This window comes from Paenibacillus sp. HGF5, from assembly GCF_000204455.1.
Lineage (GTDB): Bacteria > Bacillota > Bacilli > Paenibacillales > Paenibacillaceae > Paenibacillus_AQ > Paenibacillus_AQ lautus_A.
Map to the genome: position 1 here is coordinate 61,805 of NZ_AEXS01000028.1, position 24,644 is coordinate 86,448.

A 24,644-nucleotide genomic window follows, 5' to 3' on the forward strand; every position below is an offset into this window, starting at 1 on the left:
GTGAAGCAGTGTCAGATGCTGTCACCATATTATAACCGCTTCGAAGCCGGAGATAAACGATCGAAGCACTTTCGCAGCAGACGAGCGGCGTTCCGTGATGTTTTTCTTGCGAGGATCGAATGCGTTCGGCTCGGCAATTAACGATCTTCTAATCAACATAAGCCCACATCACCGTGGTGAAATGGGCTCTTGGTTCAACGGGAAACCTGCCTTGAAATAAAGCTCAAAAGAAAACTCCCTTATTCCTTCGGATGTATCATTTCTTCCGGACGGACGATCCGGTCAAAATCCTCTCCGCTAAGCAGACCGCTTGCCAGCGCCGCTTCGCGAAGCGTTGTCCCTTCTTGATGCGCACGTTTCGCGATGGCGGCGGCATTCTCGTATCCGATATGCGGATTCAGCGCCGTCACCAGCATCAGCGACCGTTCCATGTTCGCGCGGATCACGTCCAGATTGGCTTCGATGCCGATGGCGCAATTCTGGTCGAACGAATCCATGGCATCCGACAGCAGACGCACGGACTGCAAGAAGTTATAAATGATGACCGGCTTGAAGACGTTCAGCTCAAAATTGCCCTGGCTTGCCGCAAAACCGATCGTGGCATCGTTGCCCATCACTTGGCAGACCACCATCGTCAGCGCTTCGCTCTGGGTTGGATTTACTTTCCCCGGCATGATGGAGCTTCCCGGTTCGTTGGCAGGGATCGTGAGCTCGCCGATGCCGGAACGGGGACCGCTTGCCAGCCAGCGAACGTCGTTGGCGATCTTCATCAGATCGGCAGCCAGCGCCTTCAGCGCCCCATGGGCAAATACGATCTCGTCATGGCTGGTCAACGAATGGAACTTGTTGCTGGCGGAGGTGTAGCTTTTTCCGATCTGCAGGCTGATTTCGGCCGCCGTCATTTCTCCGAATTTCGGATGCGCGTTAATGCCGGTACCCACGGCGGTGCCGCCAATAGCCAGCTCGCGCAGCGGTTCTACGGCCGAAGCCAGCATCAATTCGCACTTCTCCAGCATCCGGTGCCAGCCACTGATTTCCTGTCCGAGCGTCAGCGGCGTTGCATCCTGAAGGTGCGTACGGCCGATTTTGATCAGGTCCTTATATTCATCGCTTTTCTTCTCGAACGTTTTCTTCAAACGGCGGAGCGCAGGCATCACTTGATCTTCCATGGCCACGACCGCAGCCATGTGCATCGCCGTCGGAAACGTATCGTTGGAGCTTTGGGATTTGTTGACGTCATCGTTGGGATGAACGCGCAGCGTGCTGTCTTTTCGCTCGAGCAGCTGATTGGCCCGATTCGCAATGACTTCGTTCACGTTCATGTTGGACTGCGTGCCGCTGCCGGTCTGCCAAACCACCAGCGGAAAATGCTCATCCCACTTGCCGTCCACGATCTCGTCGGCCGCGGTTGTGATCGCATCCACCTTATCTGCATCCAGCTTGCCGAGCTTGCCGTTGACGATGGCCGCGCTCTTCTTCAATATCGCGAACGCCCGAATGATTTCCTTCGGCATCGTTTCGGTTCCAATCCGGAAATTCTCGGAACTGCGCTGTGTCTGCGCTGCCCATAACTTATCCGCAGGCACTTTAATCTCACCCAGGGTATCCTTTTCAATACGATAATCCATCCCAACTTCCTCCTTTGGTCTCCTTGAATGCTGCCATGCCCTGAACGAGAGCCCTTCCACCATGGAAGAGCCCGATCCTCGGGTTCAATCGCATAGCATAAAGCGCTTTATATTCCATCTCTCCTATTATGACACAGACTTGCCCAATAAAAAAATATACGCGATGAAGGCTGCGGCTGTTATTCTCTAAGTCTCAGCCCGGCTGCCTTCCGGGCTCGCGGTCGGTCACGGGCATATGACTTGTAACGAACGGCCGTCACCGTTCCGTTCGCCGTCCTTATTCAGGCTGAGTCAATCATCTCCCGGCCTTATAACAGCCACTCGAACCAGCGCGCATGCCCATCCGTGCGTGCCGCCGTAAACTTGCTCGGCACGCCCCCGAGGATATAATCGGCATGCAGATCTTCATCCTGCATATTGTTGTAGACATGAACAATATCGCGCTTGCTTCCAATCTCGCTCAGATGCCGCAGCAATCTTTGCTTGGACGCCTCCGGAATTTGGTTGGCAACATGCGTATGAAACACGCAGATCACAGCCTCATCCGGAATCTCCTTCACGATGTCAGGCAGCAGCTCCGTCCCATCCCCCTCCCGGAAACTTACGTCTGACTGCTGCTTCAACGCCTCCGCCGCCTGCTCCAGCATGGACACCCGATCGTGATTGCCCGGCCAAATCAAAGCTCGCAGCCATATGAAATGCTCCGGATTCCGTACATCATTCACATGCAGATCGACCCCCATCCGGTAAACAACCGGCGGACTGGAGTCCAGCAGGAACGGCTTGCGGTCACCCCTGATCTCCGATGTAATGCGCACCTTCGATTCCGTAAGGCCGTAACTCGCCGTGCCTCCATAGGAATAACTGTATTGATCCCACAGCAGCTGCAATCCGGCACTCGTTCCAAGCTCCACCAGGGCAAGCGGCCTCCGGACCTTGTCATAAATGGAGCAGAACACCGGATACAGGTAAGCGCAGCGACGGACCTCGTTCGTCTGTACCCGTTTGTGCTTCAGGATCCCGATAATGGCTGCTTCATGCTCCAGCACGAATGCCCGAAAATGGGGATAACAGGAGGCCATCTCCTTCGGATGCTCCGCAAGGCCGGGGTAATACGCCCTCAGTTCCGGACCCTCGCCCTGAAGCAGCAAGTATTGAACCGCACCGAACAGCATATTGGGCACGGGCTGGCCGGACGGAACCAACGCAGCGACCTGCAGCACCTCTTCATCATCGGCAATATGCCGGGCCAAATACTCATAAAACACGCTGGAACCCGGACATTCCCGCTCGGCAAAATGACGAAATACGTTCACCAACCGTTTCGAATCCACCCTAGACCACACCCCTAACGTTGTAATGAACCCTTGATCCTGCTTAAGACTAATGTTACATCTTTCCAGAAGGCGCGTGGATTCCGATCTTTTATCGGGCTTATAAGAAAAAGAGGGCAAAAAAAGAAGAACCAGCCTCCTGAAAGGCCGGTTCTTCTGCTGGTAAATCGCCTCGGCCGTCTATACCGCCGGACGATCCAAACGGTACAAGTTCCGATACCGCGGATATCGCTCCATCAGCTCATCGTGGGTGCCCCGCATTACGATTCGGCCGTTCTCCATGAAAAGGATCTCATCCATGCGCTCCACGCCGACCAGATGATGCGTCACCCAAATCAAGGTGCGGTCCTGCAGGCTGGCGAATATGGTGGACAGCAGTTCCCGCTCGGTTTTGGGATCCAGCCCGACCGTGGGCTCATCCAGAATGACAACAGGCGTCTTCTGCAGCAGGATTCGGGCCAAAGCCACGCGCTGGCGCTCTCCTCCGGAGAAACGCTGCCCGGCTTCCTGCATGCGGGTGCCAAGTCCTTCCGGAAGGGAGGCTACCAACGGTTCAAGCCGTGCCATGGCGGCGGCGTCCCGGATTTCAGCCTCCGTGGCGTCCGGGAAGCCAAGCCGAATATTGTTCGCAAGCGTTGTGTCGAACAAGTGCGGACTCTGGTTCAATACCGAAATTACGGAAGAGATCTCATCGCCGAAACGCGCTGACTCCACGCCGCCTAGGGTAAGGCTTCCTCCCGATGGCGCCAGCACGCCCTGGATCAGCTGCAGCAGGGTCGATTTGCCGGCACCGGAGCGCCCGATGATAGCTACCTTGGCGCCGGGAGCAATATCCAGCGACACATCGGTTAATGCAGAAGATCCCCTGTTCTCGCCGGATGGTTCCAGCCCCGATGGGCCGTCTGCCCCCTGGTCATAACGGAAGCTGACGCCGTCCGCCTTCACATGAACGCCGCGGCTTATGACGGATTCGACCTCTGCTTTATCCAGCATTTTCGGCAGGTCCTGACGCGCTTCGGAGGCATCCGCGCCTTCAATCGCCCGAAGCCTTGCGACCGATTGACCGTACTGGGGAATCCGCTCAACGGCTTCGGACACCGGCAGAAATGCATCCATCAACGGGAACACAACCAGCACAAAAGCCGCGATCAGCGTAACGTCGATCGAACCGTCCGCATACTGCCGTCCCGACCAATACACCACCGATACCACCGTCACGGCAACCACGCCTTGACCGATAAAGGCGCGCAAGCGCGACCAGCGCTTAAGCGAGCGGTCGGTCCGGTCCACCTCGGCTTCATCCGCCTCATAACCGGTCAAGAATTCCGCCTGCCGGCCGCTGACGTACCATTCATGAATGCCCAGCACCGCGTCGGTCAGCTTCCGGTAGAGGTGGCTGCGGGCCTGTTTCACTTCCCGATTCTTCCGTTTGGTGAGCAGCAGCGAGATCAGCGGCAGCACCAGAACCAGCACCGCTATATACAGCGCGAGCAGAAGGGCGAATGCCGGATCAAACAGACCGACGGCCAGAATGACCCCGGCATATAATACAAGCGCAACAATCGATGGGAAGACCGTCCGGATGTAAACGTCCTGCAAATACTCGATGTCATCGGAGAGCACCCCCAGCAGATCCCCGGTGCGATACCGGGAGGATAAACGGAGGGCTTGCGGTTCCAGAATCCGGTACAGCCGAAGCCTCATGCGGGACAGGATGCGAAGAATCGTATCATGCCCCACCAGGCGCTCCACGTAATGGATCACCGCCCGTCCGATGCCGAAGGTGCGAACCCCTACGGTCGGCACGTACACCATCAGAATGTTTTCCGGACGCAGGGCGGATTTGGAGATCAAATAACCGGATGTGAACATCAGCATCCCGGCAAACAAAATGGTGAGCACGCCCAGCGTGACAATGAGCAGAAAGCGCCAGAAATTTGCCGTTACATAGGGTCGAAACCACGATTCCTGCTTCATTGTACTCCCTCCATCTGCGATGTCATCAATCCGTAATAGACGCCTTGTCGTGCCATAAGCTCCTCATGGGTTCCCGTTTCCGCAACGCGCCCCTGGTGCAGAACGATGATATAATCCATATCCTGCATCCAGTGAAGCCTGTGCGTCGCTAGAAATATCCACTTGTCTTGAAAAAGGGACAGCATCGTCTCCTTCAGCTCATATTCCGTCTCAATATCCAGATGCGCCGTCGGCTCATCCAGCAGCAGAACCTGCCGGCCGCCGAGCAGCGCCCTGGCCAAAGCCACGCGCTGTGCCTGGCCGCCGCTTAAAGCGCGTCCGCCGCCGCCGATCATCTGCGCAAGGCCGCCCGGCAAGCTTTTTACCAGTTCCGACAGACCGGCTGCCTTTACCGCCGCTTCCACTTGAGCTCTGGACGCCTCCGGCGCATAAAAGCGCACGTTCTCCTCCAAGGTTGCCCCGAACAAATACGGCTGCTGCGGCATGTAAGTGACCTCCGACCGCCACTCGGGCCGGTTCGACTCCTCCAGCTTCACACCGTTCAGCGCCATTGCTCCGGAGGTTGGCGCCATGAATCCGCCTAACAGCTCGATCAGCGTGGATTTGCCGGCTCCGCTCTCCCCGACGATGCCGATCCTGCGTTGTCCCGGTATTCGGAAGGAAACATCGTCCAATGAAGCCGGCCCTTGTTCTTCGTGTCTGAGGCCGATGCCGGAGAGCTCCAGCACGCTGTCCTTTTCCCATCGGAATGGTGGCTGCGGCTTGCTGCTGAGACCCGAGAAATTATTTTGAATTTTAAATGTTAGGCCCGTTGAGGTTCGTTCCATCGTTTCTGCCGCCGTGGCTTCAAGCGCTCCCGTTGGCTCGAATGGACCCTCGCTGTTAGTCGAACCTTCCGCAGCAACAGGACTTGAGCTACCGCCCGAATGCCCCTTCCGGGCTTCCCGGATGATGGATTGCATCGCTTCCCCTGCCTGCTTGCCGTCCAGCGTGGCGTGAAAGTCCGCTCCAACCATGCGCACCGGCAGGAAATACTCCGGTGCCAGGATCAGGATAAGCAGCGCGGGCAGCAGCTCCAGGCTGCCGTTAATGAGGCGCAGGCCCAGGTTTACCGCAACCGACGCCACGGACAGCATCGTAAAGAAATCCAGCGCAAAAGAGGACAGAAACGCCACGCGCAGCGTCCGCATGGTAGCTGCACGATACCCCTCGCTGACCTGCTGTATGCTCGCGCCGTGCTTGCGGCTCTGTCCCAGAAACTTCAGGGTGGTCAGCCCTCTCAGCGAATCCACGAAATGATTGGACAGCATCCGGTAGGAATCCAGCTGCCGCTCGGTCTGCTTTCTCGCGGCAAGTCCCACGAGGATGAGAAACACGATCAGGATCGGCATGGTCACCAGCAGAATAATGCCCGAGATCCGGTCCGTCATGAATACGTACAGCCATACCAGCGCCGGGGTAATGCCAGCCCCCATCATGCGAGGTATGGTCAGCTCCGCATATTTGCGGAACTTGCCGATGCCCTCCAGCACAAGCGTAACCACATTGCCTGTTCCTTCCGACCGGACAAAGGACGGCCCGTTCCGAAACAGCTCCTCCAGCAGCTGCTTTCTCAGGCTCGTGCCCGTCTCCTCGGCAAAGCGCTGCGCGATTCCTTGCTGCACGACCGAGATCCCGTGGCGTGCCAGAAATGCAAGCAGGAACAAGGCAATGGTCTCCCCCTGCTCCTGCAGCGTTGATCCCGCAAACAGGGCGGATACGGCTTCCGCCAGCCATTTGGCTTGCAGAAGGATGGCCATGCTCTGTGCCAGGGTACATACGGCGACAAGGAAGAATACCGTCTTGGCGCCTTTGTATCCCAGCAGATCTTTTCCCATCAGTACTCCAGATGCTCCTTCTCATGTACCCGTTTGTGGAAAACGAAGTAACTCCAAATTTGATAGCCCAACACGAACGGCAGCAGCGATACGGCCACAATCGTCATAATCTTGAGGGAATACGGTCCGGAGGCCGCATTATAAATGGTCAGGTCAAATGCAGCGTTGATGGAGCTGACCATCACGCGCGGGAACAAGCCCACGAACACGGACGTGACCAAGAGTGCGATGACCGCGCCGGTCATCCCGAAAGCCCAGCCGTCCCGCTTGACGTTCATGAAATATCCGCCCAGCAGGAATGCAAGCAGAGCCAGCACAAGCAGGACGGTTAACGCCACCCCGCGCTTCTCGAAGATATCGGTCATGAAATACGTCATCACCCCGAACGCCACGAACAGGGCCGCAACAGGAATCAGGAGTCTCCGGGCCATGCGGCGCGCCCGCTCCTGGAGATCCCCCAGCGTGCGCAGCGTCGTGAACATCAAGCCATGCAGCAGGCAGAGCATCACCATCGTCAACCCGCCGACTACGGTATAAAGATTCACGACATCGAAGAATCCGGCATGCAGCTGCATCTCTTCGTTAATCGGAAGCCCCTGGATCAGGCAGGCAAAAACAACGCCGAGCAGGAATGGCGGAAGCACGCTTCCGGTGAAGATCGCTCCGTCCCACACCCTTTTCCAGCGGACATCGCCCACCTTGCCGCGGAATTCAAATGCCACGCCGCGCCCGATCAAGGCCAGCAGAAGAAAGACAAGCGGAATGTAGAACCCGCTGAACAGCGTGGCATACCAGTTCGGGAAGGCCGCGAACATCGCGCCGCCCGCCGTCAGCAGCCAGACCTCGTTGGCGTCCCAGAACGGGCCGATCGAGTTGATCAGCACCCGGCGCTGGGTATCGTTTTTGGCCAGCAGCTGCGTGGACATCCCGACTCCGAAATCGAAGCCCTCCAGGAAGAAGAACCCGATAAACAATACGGCGACGAGCACAAACCACAGTTCGTTAAGAGACAGCATTGTAGTCCTCCTTATTAAACGGATCGCTTGCGTGGTGATCGTCTTCCTCCGCCGCATACGGTCCTTTCTTAATGACTTTGATGAACAGATAGGCCATCACGGCTGCCAGCACCGCATAAATGGCGGTAAACATGATGAGCGAGAACAGGATCGATCCTGCGCTTACGTTCGGCGAAACGCTGTTCTCCGTGGTGATCAGCCCGAATACCGTCCAAGGCTGGCGTCCGATCTCCGTCATGATCCATCCCGACGTGTTGGCGATGAACGGCAGGGAAATGCCAAACAGCATCAGTCTGAGGAACCATTTGCCGGCCTTCTCGACTTTTTTGCGCAGCATCAGCCACGCTCCGTACAATCCCAGCAGAATCATGACGCTGCCGGCAGCCACCATAATCCGGAAGCTCCAGAAGGTGGTGCGGACCGGCGGAATATAGTCTCCAGGACCGTATTCCTGCTCATATTGGGCTTGCAGCTCCTTCATTCCGATGACTTCGCCGGAAAATTTGCTGTAGGACAAAAAGCTGAGCAAATACGGGATTTTGAACTCCATCGTGTTCTCCTGCTTATCCGGATCGATGGCGGCGATGACCGTCCAAGGCGCGGGATCGTCGCTCGTTTCCCACAAGCTCTCGGCGGCGGCCATCTTCATCGGCTGCGTATCCACCAGATACTGCGCTTGCTGGTGGCCGAATACCGCAACCAGAATGGAGGTGATGAGACCCACCACGATGGCGATGTGGAATGATTTTTTGAAGAAATCCAAATCCTGCTTCTTCAGCAGCTTATACGCGCTTACCCCCGCTACCAGGAAAGCCCCGGTTGCCAGCGCCCCGAAGATCGTGTGCGGGAATTCCACCAGCAGCTGACCGTTCGTGATCAGCGCGAAGAAATCGTTCATCTCCGCCCGTCCATTGTTGATCTCAAAACCGACCGGACGCTGCATGAACGAGTTCGCTGCCAGGATCCAGAAAGCGGACATCAGGGTGCCGAAGGACACCAGCCAGATGCTGAGCAGATGGACCTTCTTGGATAACCGGTCCCACCCGAATATCCACAGCCCGATAAACGTCGACTCAAGGAAAAACGCCAGCAGGGCTTCGATCGCAAGCGGTGCGCCGAACACGTCCCCGACAAAGCGCGAGTAATCCGACCAGTTCATCCCGAACTGAAATTCCTGCAGAATCCCTGTCACAACCCCGACCGCAAAGTTGATCAGGAACAGCTTTCCCCAAAACTTGGCCATTTTCTTGTAGACTTCCTGGCCCTTGACAACATACATCGTCTCCATGATGGCGATCAGAAACGCCAATCCGATGGATAACGGTACGAAAATAAAGTGAAAAATGGTTGTCGATGCGAATTGAATTCGCGCCAGCATAACCGGATCCATAAAAGATACCCCTTCCTTTAGCTCACGTGATCACTTCAAATTTGATTCTTTTTGTATTGTCGCAGACCCCGCCCTTAAGGATTGTGATAAACGTCACAATATAAAGGCCGAAATAGGTGAAAAAGTTATCAATTTGTGACGGAAATCACTAAGTAGGCAATGGATTATGTGAGGATTATCCGTGAGAGCGTGGCTTGCGGCATCCACTCACAGGCCAAGCCCGGTATTTACGCACTAAAAAAGCAGGTTAGCCATGTAGGCCAACCTGCTTTAACGTATGCCGCCACCTTATTGAACCGCGCCGATCTCCGTCTGGATGAGCTTGAATTCCGTCACGTCCGCGATCCCGCGATTGGTGATACGGATCTCCGGAATCACCGGCAGCGCAATGAGCGAGAACGTCATGAACGGCGCATGGATGGAGCAGCCGAGCTGTTTCCAGGCTTCCTCCAGGGCAGCGACCTCCTCGGCCACGACCTCAACCGGACGGTCCGCCAGCAAGCCCGCAATCGGCATCGCCACCTTCGCCAGCACCTGGCCGTTCTGTACCACGATCATGCCGCCTCCGCATGCTGCCAGCTCGTTCGCCGCAAGCGCCATATCCTCGGCGTTCGTGCCCATCACGAGCAGGTTGTGGCTATCGTGCGCCACCGTGGAAGCAACCGCGCCGGATTGAAGTCCGAAGCCGCTCGCAAAGCCGAGCGAGATTTGCCCGGTTGCGCCGTGGCGCTCGATGCATGCCAGCTGAACCACGTCTTGGCCCAGGTCCGGCTGGATGACGCCCTGCTCCACGGCGAGCACCGCGGTCATTTTGGCGGTACGGGCACTGTTCTCGATGACGCGCACCACGTTCACTTCCGTACGCGCCGCATCGAACTTGCTGCGCAGCAGAAAGTCGTCGGCGGTAAGCGAACGCTGCAGCCGAACCGACTGAAAGGCTTTTTCCGGATACGAATACGCCGGGAACGCCTTCACGAGGCGGCCGTTCTCCGCGACCACTTCGCCGTCCGTGATCACCACCGAAGGCACCATGCTCTTCAGATCGTCAATGAGCAAAATATCAGCCGTTTTGCCCGGTGAAATGCTGCCGAGCTCCATGTCCATGCCGAAATATCGAGCCACGTTGATCGTGCCCATCTGGATCGCCGTAACCGGGTCCACGCCCTCCTCCATGGCGCGGCGGACCACATGGTTCATATGGCCGAGCCGCAGCAGCGTCTGCGGATACACATCATCCGTGACCAAGGAGATATTGTCGGTACGTACCTTGTCCTCCGTTACTACCTTAATCACTTCCTTCACATCCTGCCAAGCCGAACCTTCGCGGATCATCAGATGCATACCAAGGCGAACCTTTTCCAAAGCCTGCTCTCTCGTTACCGTCTCATGATCGGAGCTGACGCCGGTTGCCAAATAGGCTTGAAGCATCCGGTCGTCCTCGGCCGGAAAATGCCCCGTCACCGTCTTGCCGGCACGCAGCGTGGCTTCGATCTCTCCGCTCATGGTCGGATCGCCGTATACGACGCCCGGGAAGTTCATCACTTCGCCAAGCCCAGCGACGCCGGGCCAGGTCAGCCCTTCCTCGATATCGGCTACGCCCAGCTGCGCCCCGGCATCCTCCAGATCGAACGTCGCCGGTACGCAGGAAGGAATGGTGGTGAACACCTTCATCGGCAGCTGCTGCCCTTCCTCGTGCATCCAGCGCACGCCCTCCATGCCGAATACGTTGGCGATCTCATGGGGGTCCATATAAACCCCGGTCGTTCCCGTAACGATGGCCGCTTTGGCAAACTCCGTTACGGTCAGCATCGTGCTTTCCACATGCATATGGCCGTCCAGCAGACCCGGCGAGATGAAGCGCCCATTCGCTTCGATCACCTTCGTCCCTTCCCCAATCGTATGATCGGCGCTGCCGATATAGGCGATGCGCCCATGCGCCATGGCCACGTCTACCCGCTCCTGAAGTTCACCTGTAAACACATTCACCAGCGTGCCGTTTTTGATGACCAGATCGGCTGGCTCTTGTCCCATGGCAACCTTCCCCAGCTGCCGGCTGACCTCGTATCGTTTCTGTCTCTGGATTGAACTCATGATGATTGCACGCTCCCCTTTTTTTAGATATCAGAAAAGTATAAACTCTGAAGCTTGTGACTTCCTGATATCGCAATATAAACTTCTTCTAACTGCGGTCGTCGATAGACTTTTTTTCTTATAATGAATCGGTAAAAGCACAAAATCGATCTTGCGTAACACGCAAAACAACCCGGACAGCGTATCTGCCCGGGTTGCCTGCAACTATATCCATTGAGGAAGAGAAGTCCGCGCGGCAGCCATGCATTGTTAATAGTCTGCACATCACCCCATCCGTTAAAACGTGCTTAGATCCCATTTCAGGCGATCTTGCAGCCCGGTTTCGATGTTTAAGCGAAGCCGGGCTTGGGGAGCGGATTCTCAACCTTCATGTAGTCAAGTCATTTACGGTAACCTGGTAGAAACGCCTGGGCCCTATTCCCCGGCATATACATCAAGATTTGATTTTGAACACATGACCCATTCAATTTCTTTGGTCGTTTCATTTGTTGTATGAATTATAATCCTCCTGCCCGAGAAGTCAAGCCATTGGAAGGAACTGCACATCGCCCCTATTACCCGATCACGCCAATTTCCGTCCCATTCTCTGCACACGCTCGAGCCATTGGTTTCTTGCGGTATCGGGCATTTTGCGAAGCTGGGTAATGCTCGTGGCACGGACGGTGCCCACGCCGCAGAACTTCAGAATGGAATGCTTCATCATCTGATGTCCCGGCTGTCCGAGATAGAACCGGTAGTAGACGTACGGCGAATCCATCGTGACGATCAGACGAGCCGTCTTCCCTTTGAGCAGCTGCTCCGGCAAAGGCGAGTTCCTGCGGTACTTAAAGGCGAATCCCGGCAGAAAAACCCTATCGATGAACCCTTTGAGCAGCGCCGGCATGCCGCCCCACCAATTCGGATACACAAACACCAGATGGTCCGCCCAGGCAATCAGCTCCTGCGCTTCTTGCAGATCGGGTTCGAGCGGTTGCTTGCCCTTATAACCGCCGGACAGGTTCAGGTCAAACTCCATCTCCGCAAGCACCAGCTTCCTCACCTCCGCACCGGATTCGCCCGCCCCCCTTGCATAGGCCTCCGCCAGGTGACGGCCATAGCTGTTTTCAATGGGATTGCCTTGGATGATTAAAACCTTTTTCATATGCGTCCTCCCCCTAATAATTTGGTTAATAATCACTAACCTCATGGCAAAAAGAAAAGGTCACGCCTGACCTTTTTCCAAACCGGTTAATGCCAATAAATGCGCCGTTACTTCAGGTGCCAGCGGAGACAGCGGTTCTTCCAGCTCCCCCTGCATCGTGGATATCGCAAGCTGACTGAATGCACCGATGATCAGAATAGCGGTTAACCGCGTATTCTGCGGCGGAATATCCCGCTGCAGCACCGCTTGCTCGAGCAGATCCTCCAAAGCATCAAGCGGTTGGCGCCCCCTGCTCTTGACCACCTCCGTAAACAGCTCGTGATGCTGGGACAATAGCAGCAAGCCGTATTTATCCTCGTCATACGATTCCAGTACGCGGGTTACGAGAGCCGATAGCCTCTCCGGGAACGGGCCGGGCCGGGTAGCATATTCATCCACCAAGCGCGTATAACTGCCGCAATATTCGTCGAACGCCTCCGCGGCAACGGCATCCTTATTCGTAAAATGCTTATAAATCGCCGCATCCGTCACGCCTGCCGCCGCGCCGATTTCCTTCACCGATACGCCGTCCACGCCCTTCTCGGCAAAGAGCTTCATGGCTGCCTGCAAAATTTCCTTCTTCTTGCTGTCGAAATGAGGTTTCTTTTTCATGCTCATATCATAAGTGAACACTAACCAAATTGCAATAAGGGCACAAAAAAAGGCCCCCAAGACTTAAGGCGCCTCTCTTCGTACTCGTACGTACTCTTTACGTTTCGTATATATCGCTAAAATCGCATGCCAGTCTTGGGCTCGGCCCTCCTGTCCAAGCTAAACCCCCGCTTCGATGGGAGCGGCCTTTACCTTGTTGCTGTACAGCAGCATGAGCGGAATGCTGATGACAAATGCGCCGGCCACAAGCAGGAACGGAATTCTTGGATCGATGCCGTACGCCCAGCCGCCAATGATGCCGGAAGGCGAAATGACGATGAGGATGAGCACCTGGAGCAGCGCGAATATTTTGGCGCGGTTCTCGTCGTCGATGGCATTGGCCACCGCCGTCTCCAGATACGGATACGTCATCATCGTGCCGAATGCGGCAATGACGGTGCTCAGGCTCAGTACCAGCAGATCTCCTTGCGGTGCAAACACCAGCATGACATTGGACAATACCGAGATGACAAAGCCCCATACCATCGTCCGGTGCACGTGCCGCTCCCCGATCCGGGGCATGATCCACCGCATGAATATCAGCATAATGACGGAGGAGAAAGCTGGAAAAACGGAGATCAGGCCGCTGCCCAAATGCAAATATTCCACCATGAAGATGGAGACGTAGGTTGTCTTCACCGTCATCTGAAAATTAAACAGGATATAAACGCCGAAGATCATTAGCAGCAGCGGATTTCCCAGCATGCTCTTCATCACCTGGACATAGTCTGACATCCCTTCCCGCAGGCCCACCGCCTTCGTTTCCTTCATTTTGCGGTACCCGATCTCCGTCTCCCTTGTCGCATAATGGCGTCCGATGAACTGGATCGTCATCAGGATGCAGGCAAGGACGAACATGATGCGCACCCCGGGCACAAGCGAGAAATGATACACCAGCAGCCCGCCGAGCGGTGCAAACAATCCGCCGACGACGCTAATCAGCTGCAGCAGCGTAAAGACATAGGTACGCTCCTTCGGCGCCGTATCCTCCACCAGCAAGCAGTAAAAGGCGGTATGCGGCACCTTCTGAAAGCCGTTGATGACGGCGGCGATCACAAAAAACCAGAAGTTCTGGGAGACTGCCCAGAGCAGCGTGGCCACGCTCCAGCTCAGCACGTCGAAGTAAAGGAGCGCTTTTTTGCGGCCCAAACGGTCCGTTAAATACCCGCTGAGAAACGAGGACAGCACCTGCACAAGCAGACCGATCGAGGTAATCCAGCCGATTCCCGTCTCCGTAACTCCGAGTTGGTACATGTAGATCGAGGTGTACGTCGTGAACATGCTGTAAGGGATTAGAAACAGCGGCTCGTAAACGAGGCAGCCCCGCGCATTGCCGGTCAATTGCCGAAACGAAGTTGAACCCATAATATCCTCCGGACATGAAGTATAATCGTTGCCTAGCCATTATAGCGCACCCGGGGCCGGAGCAGGATAGGAAAGTTGCAGGATTTTTGAAGCGATTTCGAATATGCGGATCCAAGCATCAGGGCTACTCCTTCCCGCGCATACTTGCCCCCTCGCCTTCTTGTGCGGCGGCCTCAGGCAAAAATACGGTAATGGTGGTTCCCCTCCCCAATTCCGACCAGACGCTTACCCGCCCCCGATGCGCTTCGACTATCGCCTTCGCGATGCTCATCCCGAGTCCGGAGCCGTCCATGCTCTCTTCGGTATTCGTTCCCCGGTAGTAACGCTCGAACAGATTGCAGCGGGTCTCTTCGTCCATCCCCACGCCTTGATCCGCAACCACGATCGCCGCGCCGCCGGGGCGACTCTCCACCCGAACCTCGACGTTAACCCCATCCGGATTATGCTTCACGGCATTCGTGATCAGGTTATCCATCAACCGCTGCAGCCACTTGGCATTGCCGTCGACGGGCAGCACCTCTTCGCCGCCGATATAGTTGAAATTCGCATCCAGCGTGGCATCATTGACGTATTTCAGGACGCAGCGGCGCACCAGCTCATTCAGGTCAAGCCGGGTCCGCTCCTGAGGGCGGATTTCGCTTCTCAGACGGAAGACGAGCGAGAAATCGTTGATCAGCTCCAGCATGTAGTCGCCTTTTTCCCGAATTACGGTCCCCATCTCCCGCAATTCCTCCTGGCTCCAATCCTGCGGTGCATTCTCAAGCATATAGCCGTAACCTTGAATGGAGGACAACGGCGTACGCAAATCATGCGATATCCCGGACATCCATTCTTCCCGATTTCGATCCAACCGCTCCCGTTCCCGTTCGGTTTCGGCCAGCTGCTCCGCCATCCTATAAAAGGAATGGATCACTTCCTTGTACAGCCTGTAACGCGTGCGGAGCTTCCCGTTCTTGCGGAAGACCCGCTTCCGGTCCTTCGGCGTCAGCACTTCCTCGTACGCTCCCCTGCCCATCCGCTCGAACCATCCGGTAAAAAGCAGCAGCGGACGGCTGTACCGGTATCCATGCCATATCGCCACTCCAAGCGACAGCACAAGCACGCAGATCATCGTCCAGAGCGCCACGCGGATCAGCTCGTTCATCATTGGCCGTTTCTCCAGCACCCCGTCCTGCGGCGTATGATACACCCAGGTGTTGCCGCTGGCCGCATCGCGGTAGACCGCGATATGCGTGGAATACGTGCCAGGCTGCTCCTGCATGGTGATGATCTCCAGCGGATGGTAGCTTACCTTGTTGTCGGAACCCGTCCCAATCGCTTGGACAACGCGGCCCTCCCGGTCAATGACATGCAAATATCCACCCAGACCGGCTAAATCGCGGCGAAGCGGAGCCTCATCCTCCGGCCTCACTCTGCCGCCGTCCTGATAACGGACGACCCATTCCCGAAGATGATCCGAGCTCTCATCGATGCGTCCGATCAGAAACAATAGCGGCTCCTCATAGGTCAGATCCATCTGCCAATCCATCGTGTACTCGCCGAGGCGGCGCTTCTCCTTGATCTCAAGCAAGGTGCTCACCGAGTACGCCAACGGAACATCCGAAGCCGTGTTGGTGGAGTGAATCACGTTTCCCTCCATATCCACCACCTGAAGCCACATATCCTTCTCCTGGAGCAGAAGCTTCCAATATTCCTCCAGCTGCACCTCGCCATTCTCCGTCACCGTCTCGGTCACGATGCTGTTCAAGACGCCTGTCGGAAAGTTGCGCTTGATCTCATCGTCGCTGATATGTTTGATCAGGAAGAATAAGAGCACGATCAGAAAGCAAAACATAAACGCCGAGAATGCAATTAATTGGTATGTAAAATGGAAGGCGAGCCTTCTGCGCAGCCTCATCGCGCTTTCTCCTTGACCAGCTTGTACCCAAGTCCCCGGACCGTCAGCAGATACTGCGGGTTGCTCGGGTCCTCCTCGATGCGCTCGCGGATGCGGCGGATATGCACCATAACGGTGTTGTCCTCGCCCATCCCGTCGATGCCCCACACCGCTTCGTACAGCTGCGACTTGGAGAATACGACCCCGGGATGCTTGCAAAAATACAGCAGCAGCTGAAAGACCTGCGCCGGACAAGGCACGGGCTCTCCCAGCACCGTCAGCTCGCCTGCGGATTCGTCGACCTTGAACCGGCCGAAATCCCATGCGCGCTGAATCGCCTGCTGCTCTGCCGCAGCCGCCGGTCCAAATCCGCCCCGGCGCAGACGCGCCTTGATCCTCGCAGCGATCTCCAGCGGATTAAAGGGCTTGGTGACATAATCGTCCCCGCCCATCGCAAAACCGGTCAGCACATCCAGATCCGACGCCTTGGCCGTCAGGAACAGGATGTGCGGACTGCCATAGGAACGGATCTGCGGACAGAGGTCAAATCCCGTGCCGTCCGGCAGCATGACATCCAGCAGCACGATATCCGCTCCGTGCGCAGCGATTTCGCTGAGCGCTTCCTTGCAGCTGGAAGCCGTGTATATTCGGTTAAAGCCTTCCTTGCGCAGCACCATCTGCAGCATTTTCACAATGGAAGGTTCGTCGTCTACGATTAGAATTCGTGTTTGATCCATTATATCCTCACCCGACATTTATGCTAGCACAGCAACCTTAACAGGAGTTAAACAAATGCTGGAAGTGTTAAGAAAAAGTTAGGATGCCGTTTCCGAGATATTTCGTTTGGAGCTTTATACTTGGTGTCAGAGGTGATTGACATGAATTCAAATAAACGTTCGACCGCCGTGGATGCAATCCGCGGCTTGAGCTTGCTCGGCATCCTGATGGCCAATATGCTTATTTTCCAGTACGGCATGTTCGGCAAAGACGAGCTGCATTTCTTCCAGCCTTCCACGCTGGACCTGATCAGCCATGACATGCTCAAGGTGTTCGTAGAGGGCAGCTTCATGCCTATCTTTACGTTCCTGTTCGGCTACAGCATGATCAAGATGCGGGAAAGCCTGATCGGCAAGGGGCTTAAATACGGACGCAGCTTCTTCCGCAGGTCGGTTCTTCTGATCGTACTCGGCCTGCTGCATTCCATATTCATCTGGGAAGGCGATATTCTGCTGTTCTATGGGGGGATCGGCCTTTTCCTGGTGCTGTTTGTGAAACGGAAGGCCAAAACGATTTTGATCTGGGGCATTCTCTTGCTCGCGCTGATGGCCGTCTTGGGGTACGGCTCCATGGAGCCTGCGGCAGGCGAAGCGGAGCGCATGGAGAACTATGTGAAGCAGTCCATCGAAGTCTACGGCAGCGGCACGTATAGCGAGATCCTAAATTTCCGGTCAACCGAGGAAATGCCCATCGACCTCCCGGACTGGCTGATGCTGCTGGTGATCCTGATTGCCCCCCTGATGAGCGCGCCGATGTTCCTGTTCGGCATGGTCGCCGCGAAACGCGGGCGCTTCCTCCATCCGTCCATGGAGATCAAGCTGTATTTAAGATGGTCGCTGCTCATTCCGGTCGGGCTTGGACTGAAAACCGCAGGCGTTATGCTCGAATCCACGAACGACTGGAGCGGCGTCCTAATGATGCTCGGCGGCCCCCTGCTCGCACTGGGGTATCTCCACCTGTTCGCGTCCCTGTACGCCTTCTCGTCCAAACAATCGGTAGTGATTCGGGCGTTCGAAGCGGTGGGGCGAATGTCGTTAACGAACTATCTGACGCAAAGCGTTGTATGCGTATTGATATTTTACGGTTTCGGTTTGGGCATGTTCGGCAAACTCGGCGTGCTGCAGGGAGCGCTGCTGGCGATCCTCATCTATGCCGTACTGGCAACGGCCAGCCTGCTCTGGTTGAAACGGTTCCGCAGCGGACCGGTTGAACGGCTGCTCCGTATAGGCACCTACTGGTCGTGGAGCGGAAGGGCAAAACCTAAAGCGGGAGCACCGGCTTCCGCCGTACCTGCGGCAGAGCTCTCGGCTGAAGGTCCCCCCGCGACCTGAGTTTTCCTTCTCTTCGGGCATGAAGCCAGGGATATCCCGGTCCCTGAGATGAAATCGGTTCTTTCGTTCATGTATAATGGACGTACAAGAAAGAGCAAGACATGTCGGGAATTATTCCGCTCATAAACCGAAGGAGGATTACGTATATGCTGGTTGTTACAAACTCGATCAAGGTCAAACCGGGCTTCGGGCAAGAAATCGCGCAGCGGTTCGCTGAAGCGAAGGGCGTTCAGGAAATTGAAGGGTTCGTGCGGATGGAAGTATGGCATGAAGCCAAGGAAGGCGCAGAGGCCGAGGAGCTGAAGGTCTCGACGGTATGGGAAGACGAGGAGGCGTTCAAGCGCTGGACTTCCAGCGAATCGTTCCGGCAATCCCACGGTCAGGGCCGCAACGAGAATATTTTGGGTGCATCCTTGAACAAATACGAGCTGCTGATCAGTCATAAGAAGTAAGCGAGACATTGAATCCGGCAGCTGGATTCAGGCTGTCTTTAGACTCCTGCGAACAAGATGCAGCCCGGGCATTGGCCCGGCTGGATCTTTTTTTGCGTATAATTGACCGTTTGGCATCCATTACGCATGCTGACGGATTCACGGCAAAGCTCCCCACAGGGAAGTTACTCGTTAAACGTTAATCCCGGCAGCAATTCGGGGTTATGGGAGCGTCCCAGCTCCACCATGTACGCGTTCAGTTCGGGGAGCTCCGGGCCTGCCAATATATACGACTCCCCATCCACCTCAAACTCGCTCGCCACGCGAATCTGCTGCTCGCCCTGCACAACATCCATAAAGAACAAGAACCCCGGTTCCTCGTTACCCGCCATCCGTTTGGCTTGAAGGGTATCCACCCGCTTCATGATCGGCTCAATGTCCTGTTCCTGGTCGAGTACCATCCGCGTGCCATCCCCATACACGACTTGAATGGCCTGTACCCTCGCTGCGTCCAGCTTCATCAATTTCTTGACCGAATACAGTCGTTGGTCCGCAGATTCGGTTTCCTCGTAAATTCCGCTGCAGCCGGCGATACCCAGAACAACGAGCATTCCCACCACCATGATCAACACGAGTTTACTGGACATCCCTCATCCCCCCAATACGAAAATCTCACAATTCTGCCCGTTCCAAAGTCTTCAAAATCTTCAAAATAGGATAACAACGAAATGGTTATATTAAGCACGATCAGGCAAGCAACATTCTAAACGAAGGGAGTCTATATCCTATGGAAAGCACGCATGATTTCGTGGAAAAAATGAACGAGAACGCGGAGAAAGCCCGTCGCAACAAAGAGAATCACGGCAAAGGAACGCCAAGCGACAAGCTGCCAACCAAGCAGCACGGCACCAAGAAATAGAATGACGTTTACCGCGATCCTCCTAGGATCGCGGCTTTAGACGCCGGGGCGCTCCCGCGGTATTGTTACCCGTGTCGAACCCCCTACTACATATGGATTACAGGCCTTCGGACGCCTGCTTCAGCAAGGAAGCCAGTGCAGCATAGTCGACCTGCTGCCCGGCCGATATTTTGATGGTCTTTCGCTCAGGCGGCCCCTCGAACAGCGTCTCGGGCCAGTCCAGCCCTTCCGCATTGAAAATCGTAAAACTCACGGCGCTCTTCGCGACGCTGATCACCGCCGCGTATTTTCCGTTTTTCAGAAAATGCGGCTTTTTATATTGAAGCCGTTCCGTAGCGTCCGGGATCGTGCTGTGCACGAGCTCCCGAAGCTGCTCGCTGACTTCGACCTTCCACGTATCGCTGATGGCTGCCATGTAATCCGTTACTTCTTGATTCATCTTATTAGCTCCCTCTGTATCGTAGTATGGTGTTTTTTCAAATGTTACATGGAATTCAATTCCGGATTGCCCGGTTCCGGCAGCTCGAGGCTCAAGCCTGATGAACCATCTGCCAAGTCATGCCGTACCGATCTACCACTTCGCCGTAATAGGCTCCCCAAGGCTGCAGGGCAAAAGGATACTTCTCGGTCCCCCCGTCGCTGAGACGGCGATAAGCAGCGCGGGCGTCTTCCTCGTGATCGAACGTGATGGCCAGCCCCATGCTCGTGCTCTTGCCGGTTTCTTGAAAAGCGTCGGAGAGAATCAGCTGATTGCCGCCGGCCAGCGTTAACGACATGTGCATGACTTTATCCTGATGGGCTTCGGGTATTCCCGGCATGTCTTTGAATGTAGTCAATACACCGATCTCTCCGCCAATCGCCTGCATATAGAATTCGGCCTGGCCTCTTGCATCCTCGGAAATAATAAAAGGTACCATTTGTGCTTGCATGTTCATCTTCCTCTCGGTTCGATTTTTTTGTTTTATATCTAAATGACGAACGGGATTTGGCGTAATCGACACGACTTTCATATTTTTTTCGGATTTCTTTAAAAAATGCTGCCAAAAGCGTATCTCAAGGGGCCGCTCGCAGGCATTCTGCCGCACGGTCAAGGAGCAGCGCCCGCTCCCTCTGATTATCCGTCAGCGATGCGGCCAGCTTGAACTCCGCGCAGGCTTCGTCCAGGCGACCCAGCTTAAAGAGCATGTCACCCCTCACGCTAGGGAGAAGATGATACCCCTTCAAGGCAGGCTCGCCTCGCAAAACGTCCACGATCTCAAGCCCGATCTCCGGGCCGAAAGCCATGGAAAGGGCCACGGCCCGGTTCAATTCCACGATCGGCGAGGGAGACACCTGCGCCAATGCCTCATACAGCGCGGAGATCCGAATCCAGTCGGTCTCTGCGGCACTGGTCGCTCCGGCATGGCATGCGGAGATGGCTGCCTGAATAGCGTAAGGCCCGGTCATTCCGCCCAACCGCTCGATTCGCTCCAGAGCGGCAAAACCGCGCCGGATCAATAAATAATCCCATAATGCCCGATTCTGGTCCATGAGCAGCACAGGCTCGCCCTGCGCATTGACCCGTGACTTGAACCGGGAGGACTGAAATTCCATCAACGCGACCAATCCGTGCACCTCGGCCTCCGTCGGCGCGATCTCCGCCAGCACCCGTCCGATCCGAAGCGCTTCCTGGCACAGCAGCGGACGAATCCACTGGCTGCCCGATGAGGCGGCGTATCCCTCATTAAACATGAGGTAGATAACCTCGAGGACTGATGCTAATCGCGGCTTCAGTTCGGTTCCCTGGGGAATCTCGAATGCAACCCGGGTCGCGGACAGCGTCCGTTTGGCACGAACGATTCGCTGCGCGATCGTCGGTTCCGGCACAAGATAAGCGCGGGCGATCTCCGCTGTCGTCAACCCGCCGAGCAGGCGCAGCGTCAGGGCTACGCGCGCCTCGGGGGACAGAACCGGATGGCAGGTCATGAAGATCAGCCGCAGAAGATCGTCGTTCACTTCTCCCGCCTCCGGCACCTCCATTTCCGAATCCATCCGGGAATCCATTTCGCGTCCCAACAGCTCATACTTCCGATCGCGCACCTTATTCCGGCGCAGCAGGTCCAGCGCTTTGCGCTTTGCCGCGGTCATAAGCCATCCGCCGGGGTTATCCGGTATTCCGTCATTCGGCCACCGTTCCAGCGCTGCAATGAGCGCATCCTGAGCCAGATCCTCAGCGAGGCTGATGTCACGGACCATCCGGGTCAGGTAGGCAATGATTTTGGAAGATTCGATTCTCCAGATGGCCTCGATCGTACGATGGGTATCGGCCGCCGACATTACGGATTCTGCCTTTGGATGTGTTCGCGCATTTCATATTGTTTGGCCTGCGCTTCCGGGTCCTGCGTTAGCTCTGTCGGTTCGAATACCTGACGGAGCTCGATCTGCCCCGCGCCGAAGCCGTGCGGATCAGGCATGCGTTTGGCCCACTCGATCGCTTCTTCCCTCGTTTTCACTTCGATCAAGGTATACCCCGCGATCAGCTCCTTCGCTTCCGTAAAGGGACCATCGGTGATTTTCGGCTTGCCTCCCGGCTCCGGATAAGAAATCCGGATGGCGCCCGAGCTTGGGTGAAGCCCATCCGCAGCAAGCAGCACGCCCGCCCTGGCCAGCTCCATGTTGTACCTCATCATGGCATCCAATTGCTCTGCGCTTGGCAGCACGCCTGCCTCGGAATCCTCGGTTGCTTTCACGATCATCATAAATCTCATGTTTTCCCCTCCAGGTATCGTTGCTTTCGCTTAAATTTTTCGTCCTATGCTTAACCAACGAATAGAGTTTCCCCTAATCGACAAACGCTCCACATTTTTCAATAAAAAAATAATAAGTAACAACCATTTCGTTATTGGACCGTGTATTCCTGTTGAAAACATTCGGCCCCACGAAAAAAAGACCGATCAAGACAAACGCTTGGTTGGTCGTTGGAGGGGCGATGATCCTAATCCAATCCCCTTCCTATGGCAGTCAGTCCATCCCATGGACTTCGCTAAGCTCCCTTGCCGAGCAAATCACGGCCTTCTATAAGCAGCTTTGCGATACGCCTCAGAAGGCACTATAATTTTCCGACTAACGAAACAAGGACTTCCCCGCTTCGGTACCGAAATGATTAGCTACCATTTCTCATGAATGCGGTGATCTCTTATGGACGCTAAGATCCCGAACCGGATCCATATTATCGGCTCCGTCGGCAGCGGCAAGACAACGCTTGCCCGGAAGCTGTCCGCCCAGCTTAACCTCCCCTATTACGAGCTCGACAATGTCGTATGGGAGCGGGCTGAGCCGGACGATATTAGAAGGTGTGAGGCAGATCGGGACGCGCTATTGCTAAGCATCGTGAACACGAATGGCTGGATCATCGAGGGCGCACATCTGAAATGGGTCAGCCCCAGCTTCCGCCATGCGGATCTTATCGTTTTTCTGAACCCGTCTTACTCCACAATAACCTACCGGATCATCACAAGGTTCATCAAGCAGCGACTGCGACTTGAACAGGCGCACTATACCCCTACTTGGGACATGTTCAAAAAAATGTTCGAATGGAGCGCCGCCTATCAGCGGGAGGGCAGATATCAGATTCAGGACACGCTTGCGGATTATCCCGGCAAAGTGGTCGTCGTGAAGAGCCATGAACAACTCATGCAGGAGCTTAAGCAGGGGATCCCCTCCTTAGAACACCAAGAAAGGACCTCCGGTTAACCGGAGGTCCTTCCCCTTAGAAAATATCCATGCTGAGATACCGCTCTCCCGTATCCGGGGCAATGCAGACAACCCGCTTCCCTTCCCCCAGCCGCTTCGCTACGCGAAGGGCCGCGAATACCGATGCGCCGGAGGATGGCCCTACCAGTATTCCTTCCTTACGGGCCAAATGCCGGATGGTCTGCAGTGCATCCTCGTCGGCGATCTGGATAATCTCGTCATATACGCCCGTATTCAGAATCTTCGGTACGAAGCCCGGGCTTGTGCCCACGAGCTTGTGCGGTCCCGGCTGTCCGCCGGAGAGCACGGGCGAGCCCTGCGGCTCGACCACCGCGATATGCAGGTTCGGCAGAGACTTCCTCAGCTCTTCCCCGGTTCCGGTTACGGTGCCGCCCGTTCCTGCCGTCGCCACGAAGGCATCCAGCCGCCCTTCCATCTGATCCATTATTTCCGGCGCTGTCGTCACCCTGTGAATGTCCGGGTTGGCCGCATTCTCGAACTGCTGCGGAATGAAGCTGCCCGGAATCTGCTCCCTAAGCTCGAGCGCCTTGGCAATCGAGCCCGGCATACGTTCGCTGCTCGGTGTCAGCACGACCTCCGCACCGTAGGCCTTCAGGATATTAATCCGTTCCTTGGACATGTTGTCCGGCATAATCAAGATGGCCCGATAGCCCTTGGCGGCTGCAATCATCGCCAAGCCGATGCCGGTATTCCCGCTCGTCGGCTCGATAATGGTGCCCCCCGGTTGGAGCAGGCCCTGCTCCTCCGCCGTATGAATCAGATTGTAGGCCGCGCGGTCCTTCACGCTGCCGGAAGGATTGAATCTCTCAAGCTTTACATAGACGTCGGCTGATCCTTCCGGCACCAACCGCCGAAGTTTCACCATCGGCGTCTGACCGATCATATCAACCACACTATTATAGATCTCCATAATGTTGATCTTCTCCTTTTATATATGAAGTGAAGTCATTCTCCGTTAAACCATATATGTCTCACAAAGACAATAAGCTTACTCGGATTATAACAAAAACGTTGATCGACGTACATTCGCAGATGAAAGACCGCGGTT

The 24,644-nt window shown here is 55.7% G+C and carries 24 protein-coding genes and 1 riboswitch; of the genes, 5 read left to right on the plus strand and 19 right to left on the minus strand.

The annotated features are described in order from the left end of the window. Positions 1-21 precede the first annotated feature (21 nt). From HMPREF9412_RS32805 to HMPREF9412_RS05570, 13 genes are all read right to left on the minus strand, one after another. Entirely contained in the window at positions 22-159 is a 138-nt protein-coding gene (locus HMPREF9412_RS32805) for a hypothetical protein (RefSeq protein ID WP_009590376.1), read from the minus strand. 80 nt (positions 160-239) lie between these two features. Continuing rightward, positions 240-1,628, minus strand: coding sequence for a class II fumarate hydratase (gene fumC / locus HMPREF9412_RS05515; RefSeq protein WP_009590318.1), 1,389 nt, complete (start codon positions 1,626-1,628; stop codon positions 240-242). Between the two features lie 308 nt (positions 1,629-1,936). Beyond that, positions 1,937-2,962: a DUF2332 domain-containing protein gene (locus tag HMPREF9412_RS05520; RefSeq protein ID WP_009590383.1), complete on the minus strand. Its 1,026-nt coding sequence runs from the start codon at positions 2,960-2,962 to the stop codon at positions 1,937-1,939. A 180-nt stretch (positions 2,963-3,142) separates the two neighbouring features. Next, the gene (cydC, locus tag HMPREF9412_RS05525; protein WP_009590343.1) at positions 3,143-4,939 is read right to left on the minus strand and encodes a thiol reductant ABC exporter subunit CydC; all 1,797 of its coding nucleotides are present in this window, start codon (positions 4,937-4,939) and stop codon (positions 3,143-3,145) included. Continuing rightward, on the minus strand, positions 4,936-6,816 hold the full coding sequence (gene cydD / locus HMPREF9412_RS05530; protein ID WP_009590361.1) for a thiol reductant ABC exporter subunit CydD: 1,881 nt from the start codon (positions 6,814-6,816) through the stop codon (positions 4,936-4,938). The genes cydC and cydD overlap by 4 nt, the downstream gene beginning before the upstream one ends. Continuing rightward, complete coding sequence (gene cydB / locus HMPREF9412_RS05535) at positions 6,816-7,832, minus strand: cytochrome d ubiquinol oxidase subunit II (protein ID WP_009590373.1); 1,017 nt, start codon at positions 7,830-7,832, stop codon at positions 6,816-6,818. The genes cydD and cydB overlap by 1 nt, the downstream gene beginning before the upstream one ends. Next, positions 7,819-9,222: a cytochrome ubiquinol oxidase subunit I gene (locus tag HMPREF9412_RS05540; RefSeq protein ID WP_009590394.1), complete on the minus strand. Its 1,404-nt coding sequence runs from the start codon at positions 9,220-9,222 to the stop codon at positions 7,819-7,821. Before HMPREF9412_RS05540 ends, cydB begins: the two co-directional genes overlap by 14 nt. A 288-nt stretch (positions 9,223-9,510) precedes the next feature. Then, a complete protein-coding gene (gene ade / locus HMPREF9412_RS05545; RefSeq protein WP_009590382.1) occupies positions 9,511-11,313 on the minus strand; it encodes an adenine deaminase in 1,803 nt (600 codons plus the stop codon). Positions 11,314-11,665: 352 nt separating this feature from the next. Further along, a riboswitch (purine riboswitch) is annotated at positions 11,666-11,767 on the minus strand. Positions 11,768-11,875: 108 nt separating this feature from the next. Then, positions 11,876-12,454, minus strand: a complete 579-nt coding sequence (locus HMPREF9412_RS05550; RefSeq protein WP_009590349.1) for an NAD(P)H-dependent oxidoreductase — start codon at positions 12,452-12,454, stop codon at positions 11,876-11,878. A 60-nt stretch (positions 12,455-12,514) separates the two neighbouring features. Beyond that, the gene (locus tag HMPREF9412_RS05555) at positions 12,515-13,105 is read right to left on the minus strand and encodes a TetR/AcrR family transcriptional regulator (protein WP_175320738.1); all 591 of its coding nucleotides are present in this window, start codon (positions 13,103-13,105) and stop codon (positions 12,515-12,517) included. A gap of 159 nt (positions 13,106-13,264) precedes the next feature. Then, on the minus strand, positions 13,265-14,509 hold the full coding sequence (locus tag HMPREF9412_RS05560; protein ID WP_009590320.1) for an MFS transporter: 1,245 nt from the start codon (positions 14,507-14,509) through the stop codon (positions 13,265-13,267). Positions 14,510-14,633: 124 nt separating this feature from the next. Then, a complete protein-coding gene (locus HMPREF9412_RS05565) occupies positions 14,634-16,406 on the minus strand; it encodes a sensor histidine kinase (RefSeq protein ID WP_009590389.1) in 1,773 nt (590 codons plus the stop codon). Further along, entirely contained in the window at positions 16,403-17,122 is a 720-nt protein-coding gene (locus HMPREF9412_RS05570; RefSeq protein WP_009590370.1) for a response regulator transcription factor, read from the minus strand. The genes HMPREF9412_RS05565 and HMPREF9412_RS05570 overlap by 4 nt, the downstream gene beginning before the upstream one ends. A gap of 141 nt (positions 17,123-17,263) precedes the next feature. On the opposite strand from HMPREF9412_RS05570, the gene HMPREF9412_RS05575 reads away from it, so the two are divergent. Beyond that, complete coding sequence (locus HMPREF9412_RS05575) at positions 17,264-18,493, plus strand: DUF418 domain-containing protein (protein ID WP_009590331.1); 1,230 nt, start codon at positions 17,264-17,266, stop codon at positions 18,491-18,493. 146 nt (positions 18,494-18,639) lie between these two features. Further along, positions 18,640-18,945: an antibiotic biosynthesis monooxygenase gene (locus tag HMPREF9412_RS05580; RefSeq protein WP_009590367.1), complete on the plus strand. Its 306-nt coding sequence runs from the start codon at positions 18,640-18,642 to the stop codon at positions 18,943-18,945. A 164-nt stretch (positions 18,946-19,109) separates the two neighbouring features. Here the strand turns inward: HMPREF9412_RS05580 and HMPREF9412_RS05585 are convergent, their stop codons facing one another. Further along, positions 19,110-19,571, minus strand: coding sequence for a hypothetical protein (locus tag HMPREF9412_RS05585; protein WP_036671372.1), 462 nt, complete (start codon positions 19,569-19,571; stop codon positions 19,110-19,112). Between the two features lie 140 nt (positions 19,572-19,711). Between HMPREF9412_RS05585 and HMPREF9412_RS31965 the strand changes: the two genes are divergently transcribed. Continuing rightward, a complete protein-coding gene (locus tag HMPREF9412_RS31965) occupies positions 19,712-19,843 on the plus strand; it encodes a DUF4023 domain-containing protein (protein WP_009590359.1) in 132 nt (43 codons plus the stop codon). Between the two features lie 97 nt (positions 19,844-19,940). Here the strand turns inward: HMPREF9412_RS31965 and HMPREF9412_RS05595 are convergent, their stop codons facing one another. The 4 genes from HMPREF9412_RS05595 to HMPREF9412_RS05610 all read right to left on the minus strand — a co-directional run bounded on the left by HMPREF9412_RS05595 (position 19,941) and on the right by HMPREF9412_RS05610 (position 22,590). Beyond that, entirely contained in the window at positions 19,941-20,282 is a 342-nt protein-coding gene (locus HMPREF9412_RS05595; protein WP_009590351.1) for a DUF1801 domain-containing protein, read from the minus strand. A gap of 91 nt (positions 20,283-20,373) precedes the next feature. After that, entirely contained in the window at positions 20,374-20,772 is a 399-nt protein-coding gene (locus HMPREF9412_RS05600; protein WP_036671373.1) for a VOC family protein, read from the minus strand. A 124-nt stretch (positions 20,773-20,896) separates the two neighbouring features. Continuing rightward, positions 20,897-22,159 (minus strand): RNA polymerase sigma factor, encoded by a 1,263-nt coding sequence (locus HMPREF9412_RS05605; RefSeq protein WP_009590378.1) that lies wholly within the window; start codon positions 22,157-22,159, stop codon positions 20,897-20,899. Beyond that, positions 22,159-22,590: a YciI family protein gene (locus tag HMPREF9412_RS05610; RefSeq protein ID WP_009590355.1), complete on the minus strand. Its 432-nt coding sequence runs from the start codon at positions 22,588-22,590 to the stop codon at positions 22,159-22,161. The genes HMPREF9412_RS05605 and HMPREF9412_RS05610 overlap by 1 nt, the downstream gene beginning before the upstream one ends. 221 nt (positions 22,591-22,811) lie before the next feature. Here HMPREF9412_RS05610 and HMPREF9412_RS33565 point away from each other — a divergent pair, with 221 nt between their 5' ends. Beyond that, positions 22,812-22,937 (plus strand): hypothetical protein, encoded by a 126-nt coding sequence (locus HMPREF9412_RS33565; RefSeq protein ID WP_009590360.1) that lies wholly within the window; start codon positions 22,812-22,814, stop codon positions 22,935-22,937. 83 nt (positions 22,938-23,020) lie between these two features. Then, positions 23,021-23,575, plus strand: a complete 555-nt coding sequence (locus HMPREF9412_RS05615) for a shikimate kinase (protein ID WP_009590397.1) — start codon at positions 23,021-23,023, stop codon at positions 23,573-23,575. Positions 23,576-23,591: 16 nt separating this feature from the next. Here HMPREF9412_RS05615 and cysK read toward each other — a convergent pair whose 3' ends face one another. Next, complete coding sequence (gene cysK / locus HMPREF9412_RS05620; protein WP_009590402.1) at positions 23,592-24,506, minus strand: cysteine synthase A; 915 nt, start codon at positions 24,504-24,506, stop codon at positions 23,592-23,594. Positions 24,507-24,644: the final 138 nt, after the last annotated feature.